The organism is Clostridium sp., assembly GCF_029267215.1.
GTDB lineage: Bacteria > Bacillota > Clostridia > Clostridiales > Clostridiaceae > Sarcina.
This window is the reverse complement of record NZ_JARIDH010000027.1, coordinates 33,700-50,673: the sequence shown is the minus strand read 5'-3', so window position 1 is coordinate 50,673 and position 16,974 is coordinate 33,700. Positions and strand designations below refer to the sequence as shown.

Sequence of the window (16,974 nt, the reverse complement as noted above, 5' to 3'; positions counted from 1 at the left end):
CTATTATGGGAAATTTAATTGGTTTTGGAGCTAGGGAAGGTTTATTTATTTACCTTAGTATTTTAGGAGGTCTATCAATAAAAGTTTATGATATATTTCACGCAAAAGATAAATATGATAAAAAAAGAAATTGAAAGTATAAATAAAGGTTAGATTAAGCTTTAGAAAATTCTAAATATTCTTTAGTTTATGAGGGTTTCACAAGCTAGTTAATAGGTGAAATTTTGTGAAAAAATTAGAAAATAAGAAGGTTTAATAGAGTATGTCCATAAAATAACTTTAGTGAAAAGTGAAGAACATTGATTTTTATTAAATAAAAAATTATAATTAATTGATTTCATTAGTTAATAACAATTTTATATTTCGACAATCAAAAAAAAAGCCGTGATTTCATCACGGCTTTTTTATAAAATATAATTATGTTATACATAAAGTGAATTACTCACCACTTAGATAAAGCTTGAAGTGGGAAATTATTAGTAAATATAACCAATATTACAATTTTATCCAAGTTAACCTAGTTGTATCAACGGTTTTTAAAAATCAAATATAATTATATGCTTAAATCTTCTTCAATTAATTCAGAAGTAATTTTTTCTTCAGTAATTTCTTTTGAAGATTTTTTATTTCCAAGTATATTTAATATGGATGCTCCAATTATTATTACATATCCTAAGAATGATAATAAATCTGGGATTTCTCTAAAGAATGCAAATCCATATAAAGCAGCTATGATTAATCCTATGTAGTCATACATTGATATTTCAGAAGCTGGTGCGTTTTTATAAGCAATTGTTAAGGCAACTTGTCCAAGAGTAAAGGCAACTCCTGCTCCCATTAAAAACAATACATTTGATGTTGTTAAGTTTTCAGTATTAAAAAACATTGATGGAAGCATAACTATGGTTGCTATTCCTGTGAAAGAGAGAATAATTGTCCAAAAGTCCTCTTTATTTCCTAATACCCTTATCATTGTATAGGCAAATCCAGCAAATCCAGCTGAGGCAACTCCTATTAATGCAGGAATAACAGCTGTACTAAATTGAGGTTTAATTACGAATAAACTTCCTAAAAAGGCTACTATTAGAAGAGTAGCTTGTCTTTTAGTAATCTTTTCACTTATTAAAAGATAAGAAAAGATTATTGTGAAAAATGGAGCTAATTTAGTAAGTATTGTTGCATCTGATAAAAACATTTTATCTAAGGCATAGTAATTTGTAAGTATTGCTAATGTTCCTGCAATTCCTCTTGAAAACAAATATTTTCTGCTTTCTTTTTTTCCTAGGAAAGAACCTTTTTTTCTCCAAAGAATAAAACAAACTATTACTGTGGCAACTACATTTGTTAAAAAAGTTTTTTGATACGAGTTAACTCCTTCAGCCAGTTTGCTAAATAGATTCATAGTAGCAAAGGAAGCTGAAGAAAGTATCATAAAGATAATTCCTTTAAATTTTGAATTCATTTCATTTCTCCTTAATAAAAGTATTTAATACAACATTAATATAAATTAACAAACATAACCTATTATAGGAGTTAGAAATTAATAGGTCAAATTCATAATAGTTTGATTTATAAATAAATAATAGACAGATAGTAATAAATTATAAGAAAAATTAAATTTAATTAATTATTTTAGAAAACTTTAATTTTTTATGATATTATTTATGAAATTAATTTTTGAATTTAATTAAGAATCAAATTTAAAACTGGTAGAATATTTATTAGAAATTAAAAAAAGAAAGAGAGGATAATATGAAAAAACTAATAAAAAATAACTTTATTAAATTATTTTTAGGGATGTTTTTAATTGCAGGGCTACTTACAGGGTGTAGTACTAATAAGGTTAGTATGCAAAATAGTAATTCTAATATTGAAAAACATACAGTAAATTCAATAGAAGATTTAAAACATACGGAGCATTTTCAAAGAGGTGCTTTGAAACATATTTTTGATGGTGAGATAAATGGTAGAGGAAAAGCTGTAGGTTTTCACTATGAAGATTTTCCAGGTACAAAGGGAAAAGTTATAGAGGGAACTAGATCAAAACCTAATAAAGAAGGGGTTTACACAGGAAAGGTAGAAATTGAAGGAGTTAAGAAAACTGCTAACCATGGTAAATCAACTTTCTTCCCAGAAGATTGGACACCTCAGCAGGTTGTTGATGCTATTAATGAGGCTTATAGAGATAGGGAGTTTGTAGAAGGTAGTAAGAATACATATGTTGGAGAAAGTAAAGAGGGTGTTGAAATAAGTATGTATATAAATGATGAAACAGGAAAAATTATTTCAGCCTTCCCAGTTTATTAGGAGTGTATGTAGAGAGATGAAATATGCATATAAATTTGATGAAATTACTTTTAAAAGTGGAAGAAAGAAAAAAATAATAATTGTTGAACCTAAAATAAGATTAGTTGCAGAATTTTTAATGTCAGATATACAGGGGTCAGATGCAAGTTATGTTTTTAGTGCCATAGATAAAGTATTAAATGGAGAAAGTGAATATGAGGAACTAGATGGAAATGTATGTGGAGTTGAAGTGAGAAAAGACTTTACAACTATCTATGACAATATTTCCAATGATGAAGATAAATGCATAATAGAAACGAAAGAGCTTAGAGAATTCGTAGAAATATGGGTTGAAAATAGAGAGTAATTTATATAAGAATTAAATAATGTTATTAAACCTCAGTAAGTATAATATATTTTTTACTAAACTGAGGTTTTTATTATGAAGGATTTAAATATTAGGTTCTGTTTTAAGAGCATGTTGATTTTAACTAGTCCTTCAGACCTACTTAATTTCGCAGAGAGTTTCTATTGAATATTCCAGAATAATAGCTAAAGCGAAGAAACTTCTGTAGGTCAAACAACTTCGCTTTTTAATGCTATTATTCTTCCATATTCAATGAAACTCTAAACTACTTATTAAAATGGTCTTAAAGTTCTATATAAAATCAACACTAGTTTGAAGTAGAGCTAAATATTAAAATAACATGGAAGAATTCTTTTTTGACTTTGTACAAAATGTATTTAAAAATAGACTGGTATTTAAACAAGAGTATACTTTAAAATTTTTAAATTTAGGATTATATTGGAATAGAAGAAATAAAAACAGTAAAACAAAATGGGATGGAATTTGATATTTAAAAATTAAAATTTGATGTGATTAATTTTCTCACTTGTATAACTTGGTGAGTGATTAAGAAGAGTAAAGAGGTGATTTTTTGAAAGCTGAAATAATTTCAATAGGAACAGAGATACTTTTAGGTGATATATTAAATACTAATGCACAGTTTCTAGCTAAAGAACTTGCTGAATTAGGTGTTGAAGTTTATCATCAATCAGTTGTGGGAGATAATAATAAAAGAGTATTAGAAGCTTTTCATAATGCTTTTAAGGAATGTGATACTATAATTACTACTGGTGGCCTTGGACCAACTAAGGATGATTTAACTAAGGAACTTTCTGCAAAATATTTTAATATGGAAATGAAGCTTAGAGAAGATCTTCTTTGTGATTTGGAAGCTTATTTTAAGAAAAATAACTTTGAAATGACAGAGAATAATAAGAAACAATGCTATTTTCCAGAGGAAGCAATAATACTTCCGAATCCTAATGGAACTGCCCCAGGAGCTATATTTGAAAAGGATGGCAAGAGGATAATTCTTTTACCAGGACCTCCAAGAGAAATGGAGCCTATGTTTAAAAATCATGTAGTTCCTTATTTAAGCAAGTTTACTAATGGAATAATAGTTTCAAAAGTTTTAAGAATTTTTGGCTTAGGAGAAAGTAAGATGGAGGATTTAGTTTCAGATCTTTTAGACAATGAAAATCCTACTGTTGCCCCTTATGCTAAAAATGTTGATGTTATATTAAGAATAACAGCAAAAGGAAAAGATGAAGAGGAAGCTAAAAAACTTATTGAACCAATGGAAAAGGAAATAAGAAGTAGACTTGGTGATAATATTTATGGTGAAGGAGAAATTTCATTAGAAGAGGTTGTTGGAAAGATGTTGGTTGATAAAAAAATGACTATTTCAACAGCAGAATCTTGTACAGGTGGTTTGGTAGCTTCTACCTTAATAAATTATCCAGGAATATCAGAAGTATTTATGGAAGGTGCAGTTACTTATTCAAATGAAGCTAAGATGAGAAGACTTGGAGTAAAAAGAGAAACTTTAGATAAATTTGGAGCTGTAAGTGAGGAATGTGCTAGAGAAATGGCAGAGGGAATCTCAAAAACAGCTAATACAAGAATTGGAGTTTCAACCACAGGATTGGCAGGCCCAGGTGGTGGAACATTAGAAAAACCAGTTGGATTAGTTTATGTTGGTCTTTCAATTGATGGTGAAACTAAGGTTAAAAAGTTTAATTTTAAGGATAATAGACAAAGAATTAGAAGAAAAACTATGATGAATCTATTGGATTGGATAAGAAGAGAATTGGAAAAAAAAGAGAATTAAAATTAGAAAAATTGAAATCCCAATTAGGATAAATCCTAATTGGGATTTTATATGTGCTTAGATTAGTTAAATAATTTATCTAAAAATATTTTATGTCTAAATTTATGTTTTTATTTAAATTAAGAATAATTTTGATTTTGTTTAAATAAAAAATAATATGAGATTGAAAAAATTCATTTACTTTAATATATTATTTTTAAAAAGTAAGAGAGTATTTTTAATACTCTCTAACTAAAAACATGAAGAAAATTTATTACATTATAAGGGTTTTAAGGGGGAGACAGCCTCGTTATTCCGTACATTAACGAAGCTGTCAGTATAAATAAAATGGGGGAGAGGCTATTATAAGATTGAAGCTTATTGCCTCAGTAAATAGTATTGACATTATTATTTTTTTTATACAATTTAATTTAAATTTTTATAACTTTTAATTAATTGTAAGAAAAAATTAGGTGGATATAAGTTAGTAATACTTAAAAATTATTACATATAAATGATTTTCAGTTTGAATAACATTTATAATCAATAATATTAAATATTAAATGCATTTATATTTCCTGCAATTATACATATGATTAATTTTATAAAGTGTGAGAAAAAATAGGTAAAGATTTTAAATTTGAACTCTTTAGTAATATGAAATTATAATGTAATATATTGTATAGTGATTGAATTTTAGATATTTCTTAGCAAATAAGGATTAAAGGAGTTATTTTAATATTAGCTTTGTTTTAAGTGTTATATTAAAACAAAGCTAATATTTAGATTTTTATTATATTAGAAAATTCAATTTTAATTTAAAAGTTAAAGAAAGGAAGAATATGATGAAACCTATATTCAAAGTAAGCTTATATTTTCTAATAGTATTAGTTGGCTCTATAATTGGTCAAATATTCTTAGGAGCAGAACTTTATAAATTAGGTATAGCACCTCCATTTAGGCTTATAATACTTCATTTAGTATTATTTATAACACCAGCAATAATATATATAGTAGTGACAAAGAGTAATTATAAAAAAGTATTTAGTCTAAAAAAACCAAGAATGATAGATATTTTTTATGCTTTATTAATAGCTGCATTATCACAACCTGTGATGGCTTTATTTTCTTATATAGCAAGCTTTTTTACTGTTGATAATGTATCTTTAATGCTAAATCAGATGAATACATACCCAGTATGGCTTATGATAATAGTTGTTGGTGTTACTCCAGCTATAACTGAGGAAATAACTATAAGAGGGATTGTTTTATCAGGATTTGAATTTAAAGGTAAGAATGTTGCAGCTATTATGTCAGGAATTATGTTTGGAATACTTCATTTAAATGCCTATCAGTTTTTATATGCAACAGTTATGGGAATGATTTTAGCTTATGTTGTGAGGGCTACAGGAAGTATATATTTATCAATGCTTATACATTTTTCAGTTAATACATTTAATCTATTACTTCAAAGAATAAATAATAGTGGAATTCACACAGATGATTTACTTCATCAAATTAATAGTATGAAAAATTGGCCAATTCAGTTAAAAATAGAACTTTTCTTTTATTATTTAATCTTCGCAATAGTTGCAGTGGTATTAATAAGTTTTCTAATTAGACGTATGGAAAAAGGAAACTTAAACATAACTTTAGATGAATTAGATGTTGCAACAAGAGTATCATATAAAGAGGAGAAAATATTAAATATACCAATTATATTAAGTTTTGTTGTATTTATTTCATATACTTATTTTCTATATTTTAGATAAAATTATATAAAATAAAAAAGGAACTGTCTTGGGAATGACAGTTCCTTTTTTATTTAATTGTGTGGTTAACTTAAGAGTGTATTAAGCTATTTATATTATTGCCCCAAAAATAAAATATTATACTCAATATTTAGAATCTTTTTTTATAGTTTTGATTTTAGATATAACTGTAAGTAGATCTTATGTTATAAATAAAATCAAAATTTTAATAAAATAAAGCATATATTTATATATTTTTAGAGATAGTTATTAATTTAGTTTTTTAATAAACCTTAAATTTATGACCAAAAAAAGTTCTTTTATATTCTATTGTTGCATCTGTGAAAAAGTGAGAAATCTTTTTGTCTGCAACAATTTTTATTCCATTATCAATAACTAAATCATCATTATCATGTTGTTCATCCAGAACAACCTCAATATTTAAGCCGGTTCAGCCGGCAGAACATGCCTTTATTCTTATTGCATCTTTTTCGCTATTAGAAAGCATGTTTTTAATTTTATCAACTGTGTTAGGGTGTATTTTTACTTTCATAAAGATCCTCCTAAATATATTTTTATATTATAGTTATTATAACCTAAATTATAATAGATTCATTTGTGAATTTTATGAATAATATTAATTTATATAAGAAAAAATACTATCACAGCAGAAATTAAAATAAACATTTTAAAAAATTATAAATAAACTCTATTAAAATTATTTTGTTAGTATTTAAAGAAGAAATATTTTTAAAAATTTACAAAATGTTAAAAAACTCTTGAAGTTTTAATTGGAAGTGGTAAAATAAGAAATATAAAAAATAATAATTATTATTGTTTAAAAATTAGAAATCATTTATTTATCTAAATAGTTTTATCTTATGTTTGTATAAATAAGTGATTTGTAGGAGGGTTTATTATGAAAAGTTTAAAAGGAACTAAAACAGCAGAAAACTTAATGAAATCATTCGCTGGAGAATGTCAAGCAAGAACAAGATATACTTATTTCTCAAGCACAGCTAGAAAAGAAGGATATGTTCAAATATCAAACATATTTATGGAAACAGCTGAAAATGAAAAAGAACATGCTAAAAGATTCTACAAATTTTTACAAGCAGATTTACAGGGTGAAGCTGTAGAAATTAATGCTGCATATCCTGTAGAATTACCAACAGATACTTTAACTAATTTAAAATTTGCTGCAGAAGGTGAGCATGATGAATTAAGCAATTTATATCCAACATTTGCTGATGTAGCTGATGAAGAGGGATTCCCAGAAGTTGCAGCTGCTTTTAGAATGATAGCTAAGGCTGAAACAGCTCACTTTAATAGATTTACTAAATTAGCTAAAAACATGGAAGAAGGAAAAGTATTCAAAAAAGATGAAACTCTTCTTTGGAAATGTGGAAACTGTGGATTTATTTGGGAAGGTGCTGAAGCTCCATTAAAATGCCCAGCTTGTTTACATCCACAAGCTTACTTTGAAGTATTTAAAGAAAACTACTAAGATTAATAATTAAAAAAGACTCAAACCATTTTATGGATTAACATACGAATACTTATAAATTAAAAGGTGTAAGATTAAAACTTACACCTTTTTTATATATAATATTAAATCATTGGTTTTAGTGGGTAATCAAAAACAACCATCTTACTTTCGTCATTTATTGGACGCCAAAATTGTATATGATCTATTAAAAGTTCTCTATTAAACCCATAGTTTTTAAGTTTTATACAGGCTGATTCAAATTCATCTTCCCCCCATACTCTTTGAGCAAAATATGGATTAGCTAAGGATACATGAAGTTGCCATGTATCTGGATTTGAAGTAAGAGTAAACCCTTCTTCACATAATCTTTTATGTATTATTCTAGAAATAGACTTTATTGAGCCACTTTCTTCATCAACCTTTAAATTAACTGATTTACAATCCCCTCCAAAACATATAACCCCATTTAAATGAACTTCAAATTCTTTATAATCTTTTAATGTATCAGAAAGAATTTTATTTAATTTATCCATATCAGGGTCTTCAATTACAGCTAACGTAATATGAAGCATAGGTAAGTTTTTGTATAATTTATATTCACTTGAAAGTGATTTTTGCATTGGCTTTATTAAATCATATGAATCTTTATTAAATAATGCAACTAAATAATATAGCATATATACCCCTTTCTTACTAATGTACAAGTTTATACCATTTTAATTTATTATATCATAATTAATGGGATATTTTTATGATTTAATATGACTTTAGGATGATAGGGGAGATAGTTTTAAATTTCTTGTAACAATTTTTAATATGGATGTGTATATTGTGATATTGAAATGATAATATTTTATAAAGATCTTAGTAGAGGGAATTAAGAGAAAGTGATATTTAAGTTAATGTGTGTAGTTATAGCCTTTTTAAATTTGAGAAATTGGTCTAATTATATAAAGAATTATTAGTTCACAGTTTATATTGTGGGAAAAATATATTTGAAAAACTAATGTTAGATAATATACTATATAATATGTATATTTGATTGAATTTAATAAAGTCAAATTTTTATAATTTAGGAAGAAAAATTGGGGAATTTAGCTTTAATTTCAACTGATACAATTAGTTGAACAAAAATGCATTATAAAAAATAAAAGTTAGAATTAAATATGAAATAAAAATTTGAAAGTGAGGTGAAAAACCATTGTCAATTTAAAAAACTTAAAAGTTTTTTGATGATGGTAAATTAAAAATGGTTGAAAGTAGAATGGAAAGACTACACAAAAAGAAATCATCAGTGGTATATAACATAGTAGGCATTTGTTTTTTAGCTTTTATTATATTTATTGGTGGAAGAATATTTCTTTAAAAAGCAGATAGTTGGAATTAAACAATAATTTTATGCTTTTAATAAGGTTCCAACTTATGCTTACAATTTTACATAATAATTAAAGGTTATATTTCAAGCTGAAAACAAGATGTATAATAAGGAGATAATTTTATCTATTTTAAAGATAAATCAGTTTGAATTTTATATATATATGAGGGTATAAAACATGGAGGCTTTATGGTAGAGGATGAGAATTAATTACTTTAGTATATAATTATATTTTCATAAAAAATAATACCAAGGATTAAAAATAACTTTTGAAAGAATATTTTTAGAATAGGAGATAGTAAATGAGTGTTTTAATAGTAAAAAATATTAATCATGGTTTTGGAGACAGAGCTATATTCGAAGATGTTTCTTTTAGACTTTTAAAAGGAGAACACGTTGGACTTATAGGAGCAAATGGAGAAGGTAAGTCTACTTTTATGAATATAATCACAGGAAAGCTTATGCCTGATGAAGGAGATATTCAATGGAGTAATAAGGTTAGAGTAGGTTACATGGATCAGCATGCTCAGCTTGAAAAAGGAAAAAGTATAAGAGAAGTTTTAAGAGAAGCTTTTAAGTATCTTTTTGATATGGAAATTGAAATGAATGGGCTTTATGAAAGAATGGGTGAAATGACTGAAGATGAGATGAATGAAGCCTTAGAAAGAACTGCAACAATTCAAGATATGCTAGATCATAATGGATTTTATATGATAGATGCAAAGGTTGAAGAAGTAGCAGGGGGACTAGGTCTTAAGGATGTAGGACTAGATAAGGATGTTACTGATTTAAGTGGAGGACAAAGAACTAAGGTCTTATTAGCTAAACTTTTATTAGAAACTCCAGACATATTACTTCTAGATGAGCCTACAAACTATCTTGATGAAGAACATATTGAATGGCTTAAAAATTACTTACTTGCATATGAAAATGCCTTTATATTAATATCACATGATATTCCATTCTTAAATAGCGTAGTAAATGTAATATACCATGTTGAAAATAGAGCATTAACTAGATATACAGGGGATTATGATAACTTTAGAAGAGTATATGAAGCAAATAAAAAACAATTAGAAGCTGCCTATGAAAGACAACAGGCTGAAATTGCTAAACTAGAAGATTTCGTTGCTAGAAATAAGGCTAGGGTTGCAACAACAGGCATGGCAAGAGCTAGACAAAAGAAATTAGATAAAATGGATAGAATAGAACTTGCAGGAGAAAAACCAAAACCAGAGTTTAACTTTAAACAAGGAAGAACTTCAGGTAAATTAATATTTGAAGCAAAAGATTTAGTAATAGGATATGATGAACCATTAACTAAACCTCTAAACATAAGAATGGAAAGAGGGCAGAAGATAGCCTTAGTTGGAGCTAATGGACTTGGAAAATCAACACTTCTAAAAAGTTTAATGGGATTAATAAAGCCAATAAGTGGAGAGGTTGAAACAGGAGATTACCAAAGCATAGGATACTTTGAGCAAGAAATAAAAGAAGCAAACTATAACTCATGTATAGAAGAAGTATGGCAAGAATTCCCTGGATATACTCAATACGAAGTAAGAAGTGCCTTAGCTAAATGTGGATTAACAACTAAACACATAGAAAGCTCTGTGGCAGTATTAAGTGGAGGAGAACAAGCTAAGGTAAGACTTTGTAAACTAATAAACAAAGAAACAAACATACTTATCCTAGACGAGCCAACAAACCACCTAGATGTTGAAGCTAAGGATGAATTAAAAAGAGCAATAAAAGAATATAAAGGAAGTGTACTTCTAGTATGCCATGAACCTGAATTCTATAGAGATGTAGTAACAGATGTATGGAATTGTGAATCTTGGACTTTAAAAATTGTCTAGAAGTAATTAAATTAAAAAACAGTCTAAACATTAGTTTAGGCTGTTTTTATATTAATAAATAACAGTCAATTGTTTTATATAAAAATATTGGATGTTATAATTAAGTCTAAGTTATAAAATTATAGATTGAGGTTAAGATGGAAAAAGTTAATTTATGTTTAGATAGGCAAATAGAATATATGAGAGATATTAGTGGAATAAAGTTTGATATAATTTCAGAAGAGGAGGCAAAAGAGTTTTTAAAAAATAGTAATTATTATTTTAAGATAAAGTCATTTGCAAAGAATTATGATAAATATTATAAAGGAGAAAACCAAGGGAAATATATAAATTTAGACTTTGCATACTTACAGGAATTATCTAAATTAGATATGGTTTTAAGAAAGTTAATAATAAATATGACTTTAGATATAGAACATTTTGCTAAAACTAAATTAATTTATGATTGTTCTGAAAATACATATGAAGATGGCTACTCAATAGTTGAAGAATTTTTAAATAAACATCAATACATAAAAGAAGAGTTAATAAGAAGTAAGTCTTACTATAATTCAATAAGTGGAGATCTAAAAAGAAAATATTCAGAAAAACCTGCTATTTGGAATTTAGTTGAAATGATATCTTTTGGTGATTTTATAAAATTATATGGATTTTATTATTCAAAATATAAAAGTAAAGATAATTATGCAAATTCATTATGGTCAGTTAAATGTTTAAGAAATGCAGCAGCTCATAATAATTGCATATTAAATGCATTGAAAAATCCATATAATATAAAACTTAATAGTAATAAAGAAGTTTTAAGATACATACATAATATTAAATCAATTACAAAAATAGAAAAACAGAAAAAAATGTCTAATCCTATAATTCATGATTTTGTTGTTACAATATATGTTTTTAATAGTTTAGTAAATAGCAAATCTACTAAGAAAAAGAATATGATAGAATTAGAGAATATAATTAATAATAGATTTATAAAAAATAAAGAGTATTTTGAAAAAAATCAAGTTATAAAGAGTTCATATAAATTTATTAAAAAAGTTGTTGAACATTATTCTATGTTATGTATATAATATATTGAAGGACAAAAACATAATGTTTTTACTGAAATGGTGCCCGCACCAGTTTCATGGTTTTTTTTATTATTTGTCTTATAAAGATAAGCAAAAAAAGCTCAAGATTTAATCTTGGGCTTTTTTGCTCATATAAAATATATGTATATATTTTATCATATTTAAAAGAACAAAATTTGAAAATAAAAAATACTTAATAAAATCAAAAAGCTATATATTTGTAAGATAAAATTTCTTTATAATATAATTATAAAGAGGAGTGATTGTATGTCGTTTGAAATTAAAACTTATATTTCTATGATAAGAGAAAATAAAGATTATGATTCATATAGGATGAAATACATTCCTAAGAAGTTATATAAATATATTTATTTAAGTGATGTTCCGAGTTGTAAAAACAAATGTAGTATAGATTATTTAAATGATTTAAAACTTAATTCACTAAAAAATAATGAGTTTTGGTTATCATTTTGCAAAAATCTTAATGATCCATTTGAATTAAAAACACTATTTATAACAGAAGATAAAATTAAAAAGTATAACTATCCTATAAAGTTAGTAAAAGATTTAAGGGATTCTTATTATAATGGATTTTTAATAGGATGTTTTACACAGAATCTAACAAACAATATGCCTATGTGGGCACATTATGCCAACAATCATACTGGGTTTTGTATTGAATATATGATAGAAGATCCAAAGTTTTTTTATCCAATTTCGTATGAGAAAACACGATCAGTAGCTAATGTTACATATATGAATTGCATAGCTTTAATATGTAAAGAAATGACAGGAACAATCACAGAAAAAGAAAAAGAGGATTTAGTATTATATAATACATTATTATTTCATAATTGTGTTGTAAAAAATGATGCATGGAAATATGAAAATGAGTATAGGTTGCTATTTCCAACTGAATCAGCTAAGCTCGTTACTAATGTTAATGATGAAGGTGGTTTAATACCTAATGAAGTTTTAGGTATTAAAATAACAGGGATATATTTAGGTATTGCTTGTGAAAAATATAAGGACAGGCTAATTGAGATAGGAAAAGAATTAGAAATAAATACTTATCAAATGTATTTTGATGATAATTCAGAAAACTATCAATTGAGTTATAAAAAAATAGAATAACTTATTTTTATAAGTATTTAAATATTATTAATGAAGGTGAATTTAAGTTAAAAAGCGTTCAAAAGAATTGCTTTAAGTAATTAAATATAGTAGAAGAAAAATTTACTTGAAGAAAGTACTAAATTTTTTTAGTACTTTCTAAGTACATAGTCATAGCTCTATCTAGTATCTTAGATATTGGGATACCAGTTTTTTCTGAGTATGCCTTCATTTCATAATAAATTTTATTATCCATTGCACTTCCTACAGGCGTTCTATTTTTCAAATCTTTTCTTGGCATTAATAAATCACCTCTTAGAATATTATTAACCTAAAATAAATTTTTCATAACTGAATACAGTTGATATAAGTTTGGAATACTATTTTTGAAAAATATTTTAGGGGGAATTACTTATGGATGAGTTAATCATAAAAGAGTTTAACCAATAATGATTTATATACCTGTCATCTTAACTTAAAATCTGATACTAGAGATTTTAAAAATATAATTAAAAAATAGATATTTACATAAGTAATTATAAGAAATAAGTTACTATGGTATAATTATTAAAAGAAATTAGGTTTGGAGTGATATTTTATGATGAGAATTAACTCTATGAGATTACAGAGAATATATAATAATTATACAGAGATTTTATCAGAACTTGAAGAAGATAGTATTTTATATAGTGAAATGACTGAAGAAGATAAATATTATAAGCAGGTTTCAAATTCTTTTAGAAATAATATGAAGGAAATGTATACTGTTTTTGAGGATTACTTAGCTTTTTCATTAAGTAGTGTTGGAGTAGCTGTTACTGATAAAAGACTTAGAGATTATTTGAATAATGCACATAAATTAAATTTACTACCAGATGATTTTTATGAGTTTTATGATAAAACAATTAATATAAGAAATACTTTTTCACATCAGTATAAGAAACCGTCAACGAAAGAATTAGTCAAGTTGTATACTTCTAATAAAGAAATACTAATGGATTTTAATAAATTTATGGGAGATAGACTTTCAGAATTAATAAAAAATAATAGAAGGGATCTGTTATCTTTATATGATGAGTAATAATGATATAAAAAAAGAAATTAAAAAAATACTTAATAGAGAAGACATAGATGCTGTCTATATTTTTGGAAGCTTTCTAACTAAAAGATTTCAAGAAACATCTGATATTGATATAGCTATTATTGGTGATATTTCATTAGAAGATATACTTTATTTAGAATCATCATTAGAAGAAAAGCTAGGAATAGAAATAGATTTAGTTAATATTGAAGATTTGGAAAGACCAATACAGTTACAAGTTATAAGTAGAAATAAAAGGCTTATATTTAAAGAAACTGAATTGGTTAGAGATTTTTTAAATAACCTAGATAAATGGTATAGAGAAGAATATCCATTTTGGGTAAAAATGCAAAGAGAAATTGGATATGAAATATAAATTTTATGATAAGTATGAATGTTTTAGTTAAACTAGAATTTTCATACTTATTTTTAGTTAAAAATGTAACTCAAATTTAATATTATTTTGATTAAAAAAAGGTAAAATCATATTACATAATATAAATTTAGTATATGTTTTGATAATATATTATACATAAAAATATGTTAAGATTAATTAATACTAATGAATATACAAGTATAAGGGAAGTATAAGCGAAGAATAAATGAGAATAGGGGTTTAAATTTTATGAATAAGAAAAAAAAGATTTTCATTATTTTAGGAATATTAATTTTAATATTTGCTGGAATAACAATTTTTTTAACAAGGGAACATATAAAACTTTTTTATGAAATGATTACTGATGGTAATTTTATGAAAAAATATATTGAGCGCTTTGGTCCATGGGCAGCTGTAATATTTTTTGTTTTTCAAATATTACAGGTTGTTATATTCTTTATTCCAGGAGAAATTATACAGGCTGCAGGTGGATATGTATTTGGAACATTTTGGGGGTCTGTTCTTTCATTCTCTGGAATTGCAGTTGGATCAGCTATTTTATTTTATATATGTCAAAGATTTGGTAAGAAACTAGTTGAAAAATTAGTTCCTAAGGAAATGTTTGATAATCTAGAGAGGATATTAAATAGTTCAAAAATAAAATTGATTTTAGTTATATTATTCTTCATACCAGGTGCACCTAAGGACTCACTTATTATGGTTTGTGCATTAAGCAATATAACATTAAAACATTTTATAATCTTTTCTATGATTGGAAGAATACCTGCATTAGTTGTTTCTTCATTTATGGGAGCGAATTTAGCACAAGGTAAGATTGCTATGGTTATAGTCACAGGAATAATAGCCTTAATAGCTTGTGGAATAGGCGTATTTTTTAAAAATGATATTATGAAATACGTTGAAAAACTTTAAATTAAGTTTTTAGATAGAAAGTTTTTATTAGTTCTATAAGAATTTACTTGAAATTTAAATAGTATATTAGGTAAACTAGTTCCATTAGGAATATTGACCAATAAGCTTCCACTTCAAGTTTAGCTAAGTGGTGAGTAGTTCAAAAACTAGATATTAAGGCAATTATGAGTAACAGAACTTTTATTATAAACTTAAAAAGGGCATATATAAAATAACTTTTTATAAAACTTACAAACATATTCCTAGAATCACTAGATTTTGGTAAGAATTTATAATCATTACTACGGAAATATCACCAAAGCTTAGAAACTTACTAAGCTTTTTAGGTGATATTTTCTACGTAATAATTTAAATTTTAAAGCTCATCTAGATATTCTTTTCATATTATTTGTAAGTTTTATTGTTATATTTTCATACAGACAATTTTCATATTTAAAATAAATATTATTATAAGAATAATTTTCATTTTAAAGAACTTAAAAACTTCTACTTATAAATCAGTATATTTTTAAAAAACTTTATATTTATTAAAAAAGATAAACTTTAATAATTGACTAATAAGCCTTTATCTTAATATATTTTCTAAGCAGTTGCTTTATTTGAAAATTTAGCTTTAAGTATGCCTACTATTGCAGGTAAAATTGAAACTAAAATTATAGCTATAATAACTATTGAAAAATTATTGGCTACAACTTTTATATTCCCAAAGAAATATCCTAAAGCTGAAACTAATAATACCCATATACATCCACCTAGTGCATTGTAGGTTAAAAATTTTTTATATTTCATTGTACCTATACCTGCAACAAAGGGAGCAAAAGTACGAACTATTGGTATAAATCTAGCTATTATGAGGGTTTTGCCACCATATTTATCATAATAAGCATTTGTTTTTTCTATGTACTCTTTTTTTATAATTTTTGAATTGTTAAGTAACTTATCACCTAATAATTTCCCAATACTATAATTGAATGTATCACCAACTATTGCAGCTATTAAAAGTAATGGAATTAATATGTAAATATCAAGCAATCCTAAGGCACAGAATGTTGATGCTGCAAATATTACTGAATCTCCTGGTAAAAAAGGAGTTACTACAAATCCAGTTTCAGCAAGTATTATAAGAAATAAAACTAAATAGGTTAATGTTCCATAATTGTTGATGAAAGCACCTAGATACTTGTCTAAATGTAGTATCAAATCAAAAAAGTTGACTATAAAATTCATAAAAATTCTCCTAACTTTAAATTTTTTCTTTCTTTTCTATTATAAAACTAATTTACAAAAATTTTATTAAATTTTTCTAATAATACTAAATATATTTATTGTTAATAAAAAATAAATTTTTATTTTTATTTATAAATGTATTGTAAATGTTTTCTTAATATGTTATTATTGGAAACAGGGTAACGTTATCAAAAATAAATAAGATAAAAATGGTTAAGAGAATTTAGAGAAAAAACCATGAAAATATATTTT

The 16,974-nt window shown here is 25.4% G+C and carries 16 protein-coding genes; 11 read left to right on the top strand and 5 right to left on the bottom strand.

Annotation, left to right across the window (positions count from 1 at the left end):
• Positions 1–553 precede the first annotated feature (553 nt).
• Entirely contained in the window at positions 554–1,462 is a 909-nt protein-coding gene (locus Q1K13_RS04420) for a DMT family transporter (protein ID WP_300347986.1), read from the bottom strand.
• A gap of 290 nt (positions 1,463–1,752) precedes the next feature.
• Here Q1K13_RS04420 and Q1K13_RS04415 point away from each other — a divergent pair, with 290 nt between their 5' ends.
• The 4 genes from Q1K13_RS04415 (at position 1,753) to Q1K13_RS04400 (ending at position 6,214) form a co-directional block, all read left to right on the top strand.
• Complete coding sequence (locus Q1K13_RS04415) at positions 1,753–2,307, top strand: EndoU domain-containing protein (RefSeq protein WP_300347985.1); 555 nt, start codon at positions 1,753–1,755, stop codon at positions 2,305–2,307.
• Positions 2,308–2,323: 16 nt separating this feature from the next.
• Positions 2,324–2,653, top strand: a complete 330-nt coding sequence (locus Q1K13_RS04410; RefSeq protein ID WP_300347983.1) for a hypothetical protein — start codon at positions 2,324–2,326, stop codon at positions 2,651–2,653.
• Positions 2,654–3,224: 571 nt separating this feature from the next.
• A complete protein-coding gene (locus Q1K13_RS04405; protein ID WP_300347982.1) occupies positions 3,225–4,463 on the top strand; it encodes a competence/damage-inducible protein A in 1,239 nt (412 codons plus the stop codon).
• An 824-nt stretch (positions 4,464–5,287) separates the two neighbouring features.
• Positions 5,288–6,214 (top strand): CPBP family intramembrane glutamic endopeptidase, encoded by a 927-nt coding sequence (locus Q1K13_RS04400; RefSeq protein WP_300347981.1) that lies wholly within the window; start codon positions 5,288–5,290, stop codon positions 6,212–6,214.
• A 262-nt stretch (positions 6,215–6,476) separates the two neighbouring features.
• Here Q1K13_RS04400 and Q1K13_RS13070 read toward each other — a convergent pair whose 3' ends face one another.
• A complete protein-coding gene (locus Q1K13_RS13070; protein WP_498038036.1) occupies positions 6,477–6,746 on the bottom strand; it encodes an iron-sulfur cluster biosynthesis family protein in 270 nt (89 codons plus the stop codon).
• Positions 6,747–7,112: 366 nt separating this feature from the next.
• On the opposite strand from Q1K13_RS13070, the gene rbr reads away from it, so the two are divergent.
• Positions 7,113–7,700 carry a rubrerythrin gene (gene rbr, locus Q1K13_RS04395; RefSeq protein WP_300347979.1) on the top strand — a complete coding sequence of 196 codons (588 nt, stop codon included), beginning with the start codon at positions 7,113–7,115 and terminating at the stop codon, positions 7,698–7,700.
• A gap of 104 nt (positions 7,701–7,804) precedes the next feature.
• On the opposite strand, the gene Q1K13_RS04390 is transcribed toward rbr, so the two are convergent.
• Positions 7,805–8,359: a 2'-5' RNA ligase family protein gene (locus tag Q1K13_RS04390; protein ID WP_300347978.1), complete on the bottom strand. Its 555-nt coding sequence runs from the start codon at positions 8,357–8,359 to the stop codon at positions 7,805–7,807.
• A gap of 1,000 nt (positions 8,360–9,359) precedes the next feature.
• Between Q1K13_RS04390 and Q1K13_RS04385 the strand changes: the two genes are divergently transcribed.
• The 3 genes from Q1K13_RS04385 (at position 9,360) to Q1K13_RS04375 (ending at position 13,126) form a co-directional block, all read left to right on the top strand.
• Positions 9,360–10,916 (top strand): ABC-F family ATP-binding cassette domain-containing protein, encoded by a 1,557-nt coding sequence (locus tag Q1K13_RS04385; RefSeq protein WP_300347976.1) that lies wholly within the window; start codon positions 9,360–9,362, stop codon positions 10,914–10,916.
• 137 nt (positions 10,917–11,053) lie between these two features.
• On the top strand, positions 11,054–11,992 hold the full coding sequence (locus Q1K13_RS04380) for an Abi family protein (RefSeq protein ID WP_300347975.1): 939 nt from the start codon (positions 11,054–11,056) through the stop codon (positions 11,990–11,992).
• A 267-nt stretch (positions 11,993–12,259) separates the two neighbouring features.
• Positions 12,260–13,126 (top strand): DUF2971 domain-containing protein, encoded by an 867-nt coding sequence (locus Q1K13_RS04375; protein ID WP_300347974.1) that lies wholly within the window; start codon positions 12,260–12,262, stop codon positions 13,124–13,126.
• A 118-nt stretch (positions 13,127–13,244) separates the two neighbouring features.
• Here Q1K13_RS04375 and Q1K13_RS04370 read toward each other — a convergent pair whose 3' ends face one another.
• A complete protein-coding gene (locus tag Q1K13_RS04370; RefSeq protein ID WP_300347973.1) occupies positions 13,245–13,406 on the bottom strand; it encodes a ribbon-helix-helix domain-containing protein in 162 nt (53 codons plus the stop codon).
• A gap of 297 nt (positions 13,407–13,703) precedes the next feature.
• Here Q1K13_RS04370 and Q1K13_RS04365 point away from each other — a divergent pair, with 297 nt between their 5' ends.
• The 3 genes from Q1K13_RS04365 (at position 13,704) to Q1K13_RS04355 (ending at position 15,495) form a co-directional block, all read left to right on the top strand.
• Positions 13,704–14,186 (top strand): hypothetical protein, encoded by a 483-nt coding sequence (locus Q1K13_RS04365; protein ID WP_300347971.1) that lies wholly within the window; start codon positions 13,704–13,706, stop codon positions 14,184–14,186.
• On the top strand, positions 14,176–14,562 hold the full coding sequence (gene mntA / locus Q1K13_RS04360; RefSeq protein ID WP_300347970.1) for a type VII toxin-antitoxin system MntA family adenylyltransferase antitoxin: 387 nt from the start codon (positions 14,176–14,178) through the stop codon (positions 14,560–14,562). Before Q1K13_RS04365 ends, mntA begins: the two co-directional genes overlap by 11 nt.
• Positions 14,563–14,811: 249 nt before the next feature.
• Complete coding sequence (locus Q1K13_RS04355) at positions 14,812–15,495, top strand: TVP38/TMEM64 family protein (RefSeq protein WP_300347968.1); 684 nt, start codon at positions 14,812–14,814, stop codon at positions 15,493–15,495.
• Positions 15,496–16,077: 582 nt separating this feature from the next.
• On the opposite strand, the gene Q1K13_RS04350 is transcribed toward Q1K13_RS04355, so the two are convergent.
• The gene (locus Q1K13_RS04350) at positions 16,078–16,722 is read right to left on the bottom strand and encodes a DedA family protein (protein ID WP_300347967.1); all 645 of its coding nucleotides are present in this window, start codon (positions 16,720–16,722) and stop codon (positions 16,078–16,080) included.
• Positions 16,723–16,974 lie beyond the last annotated feature (252 nt).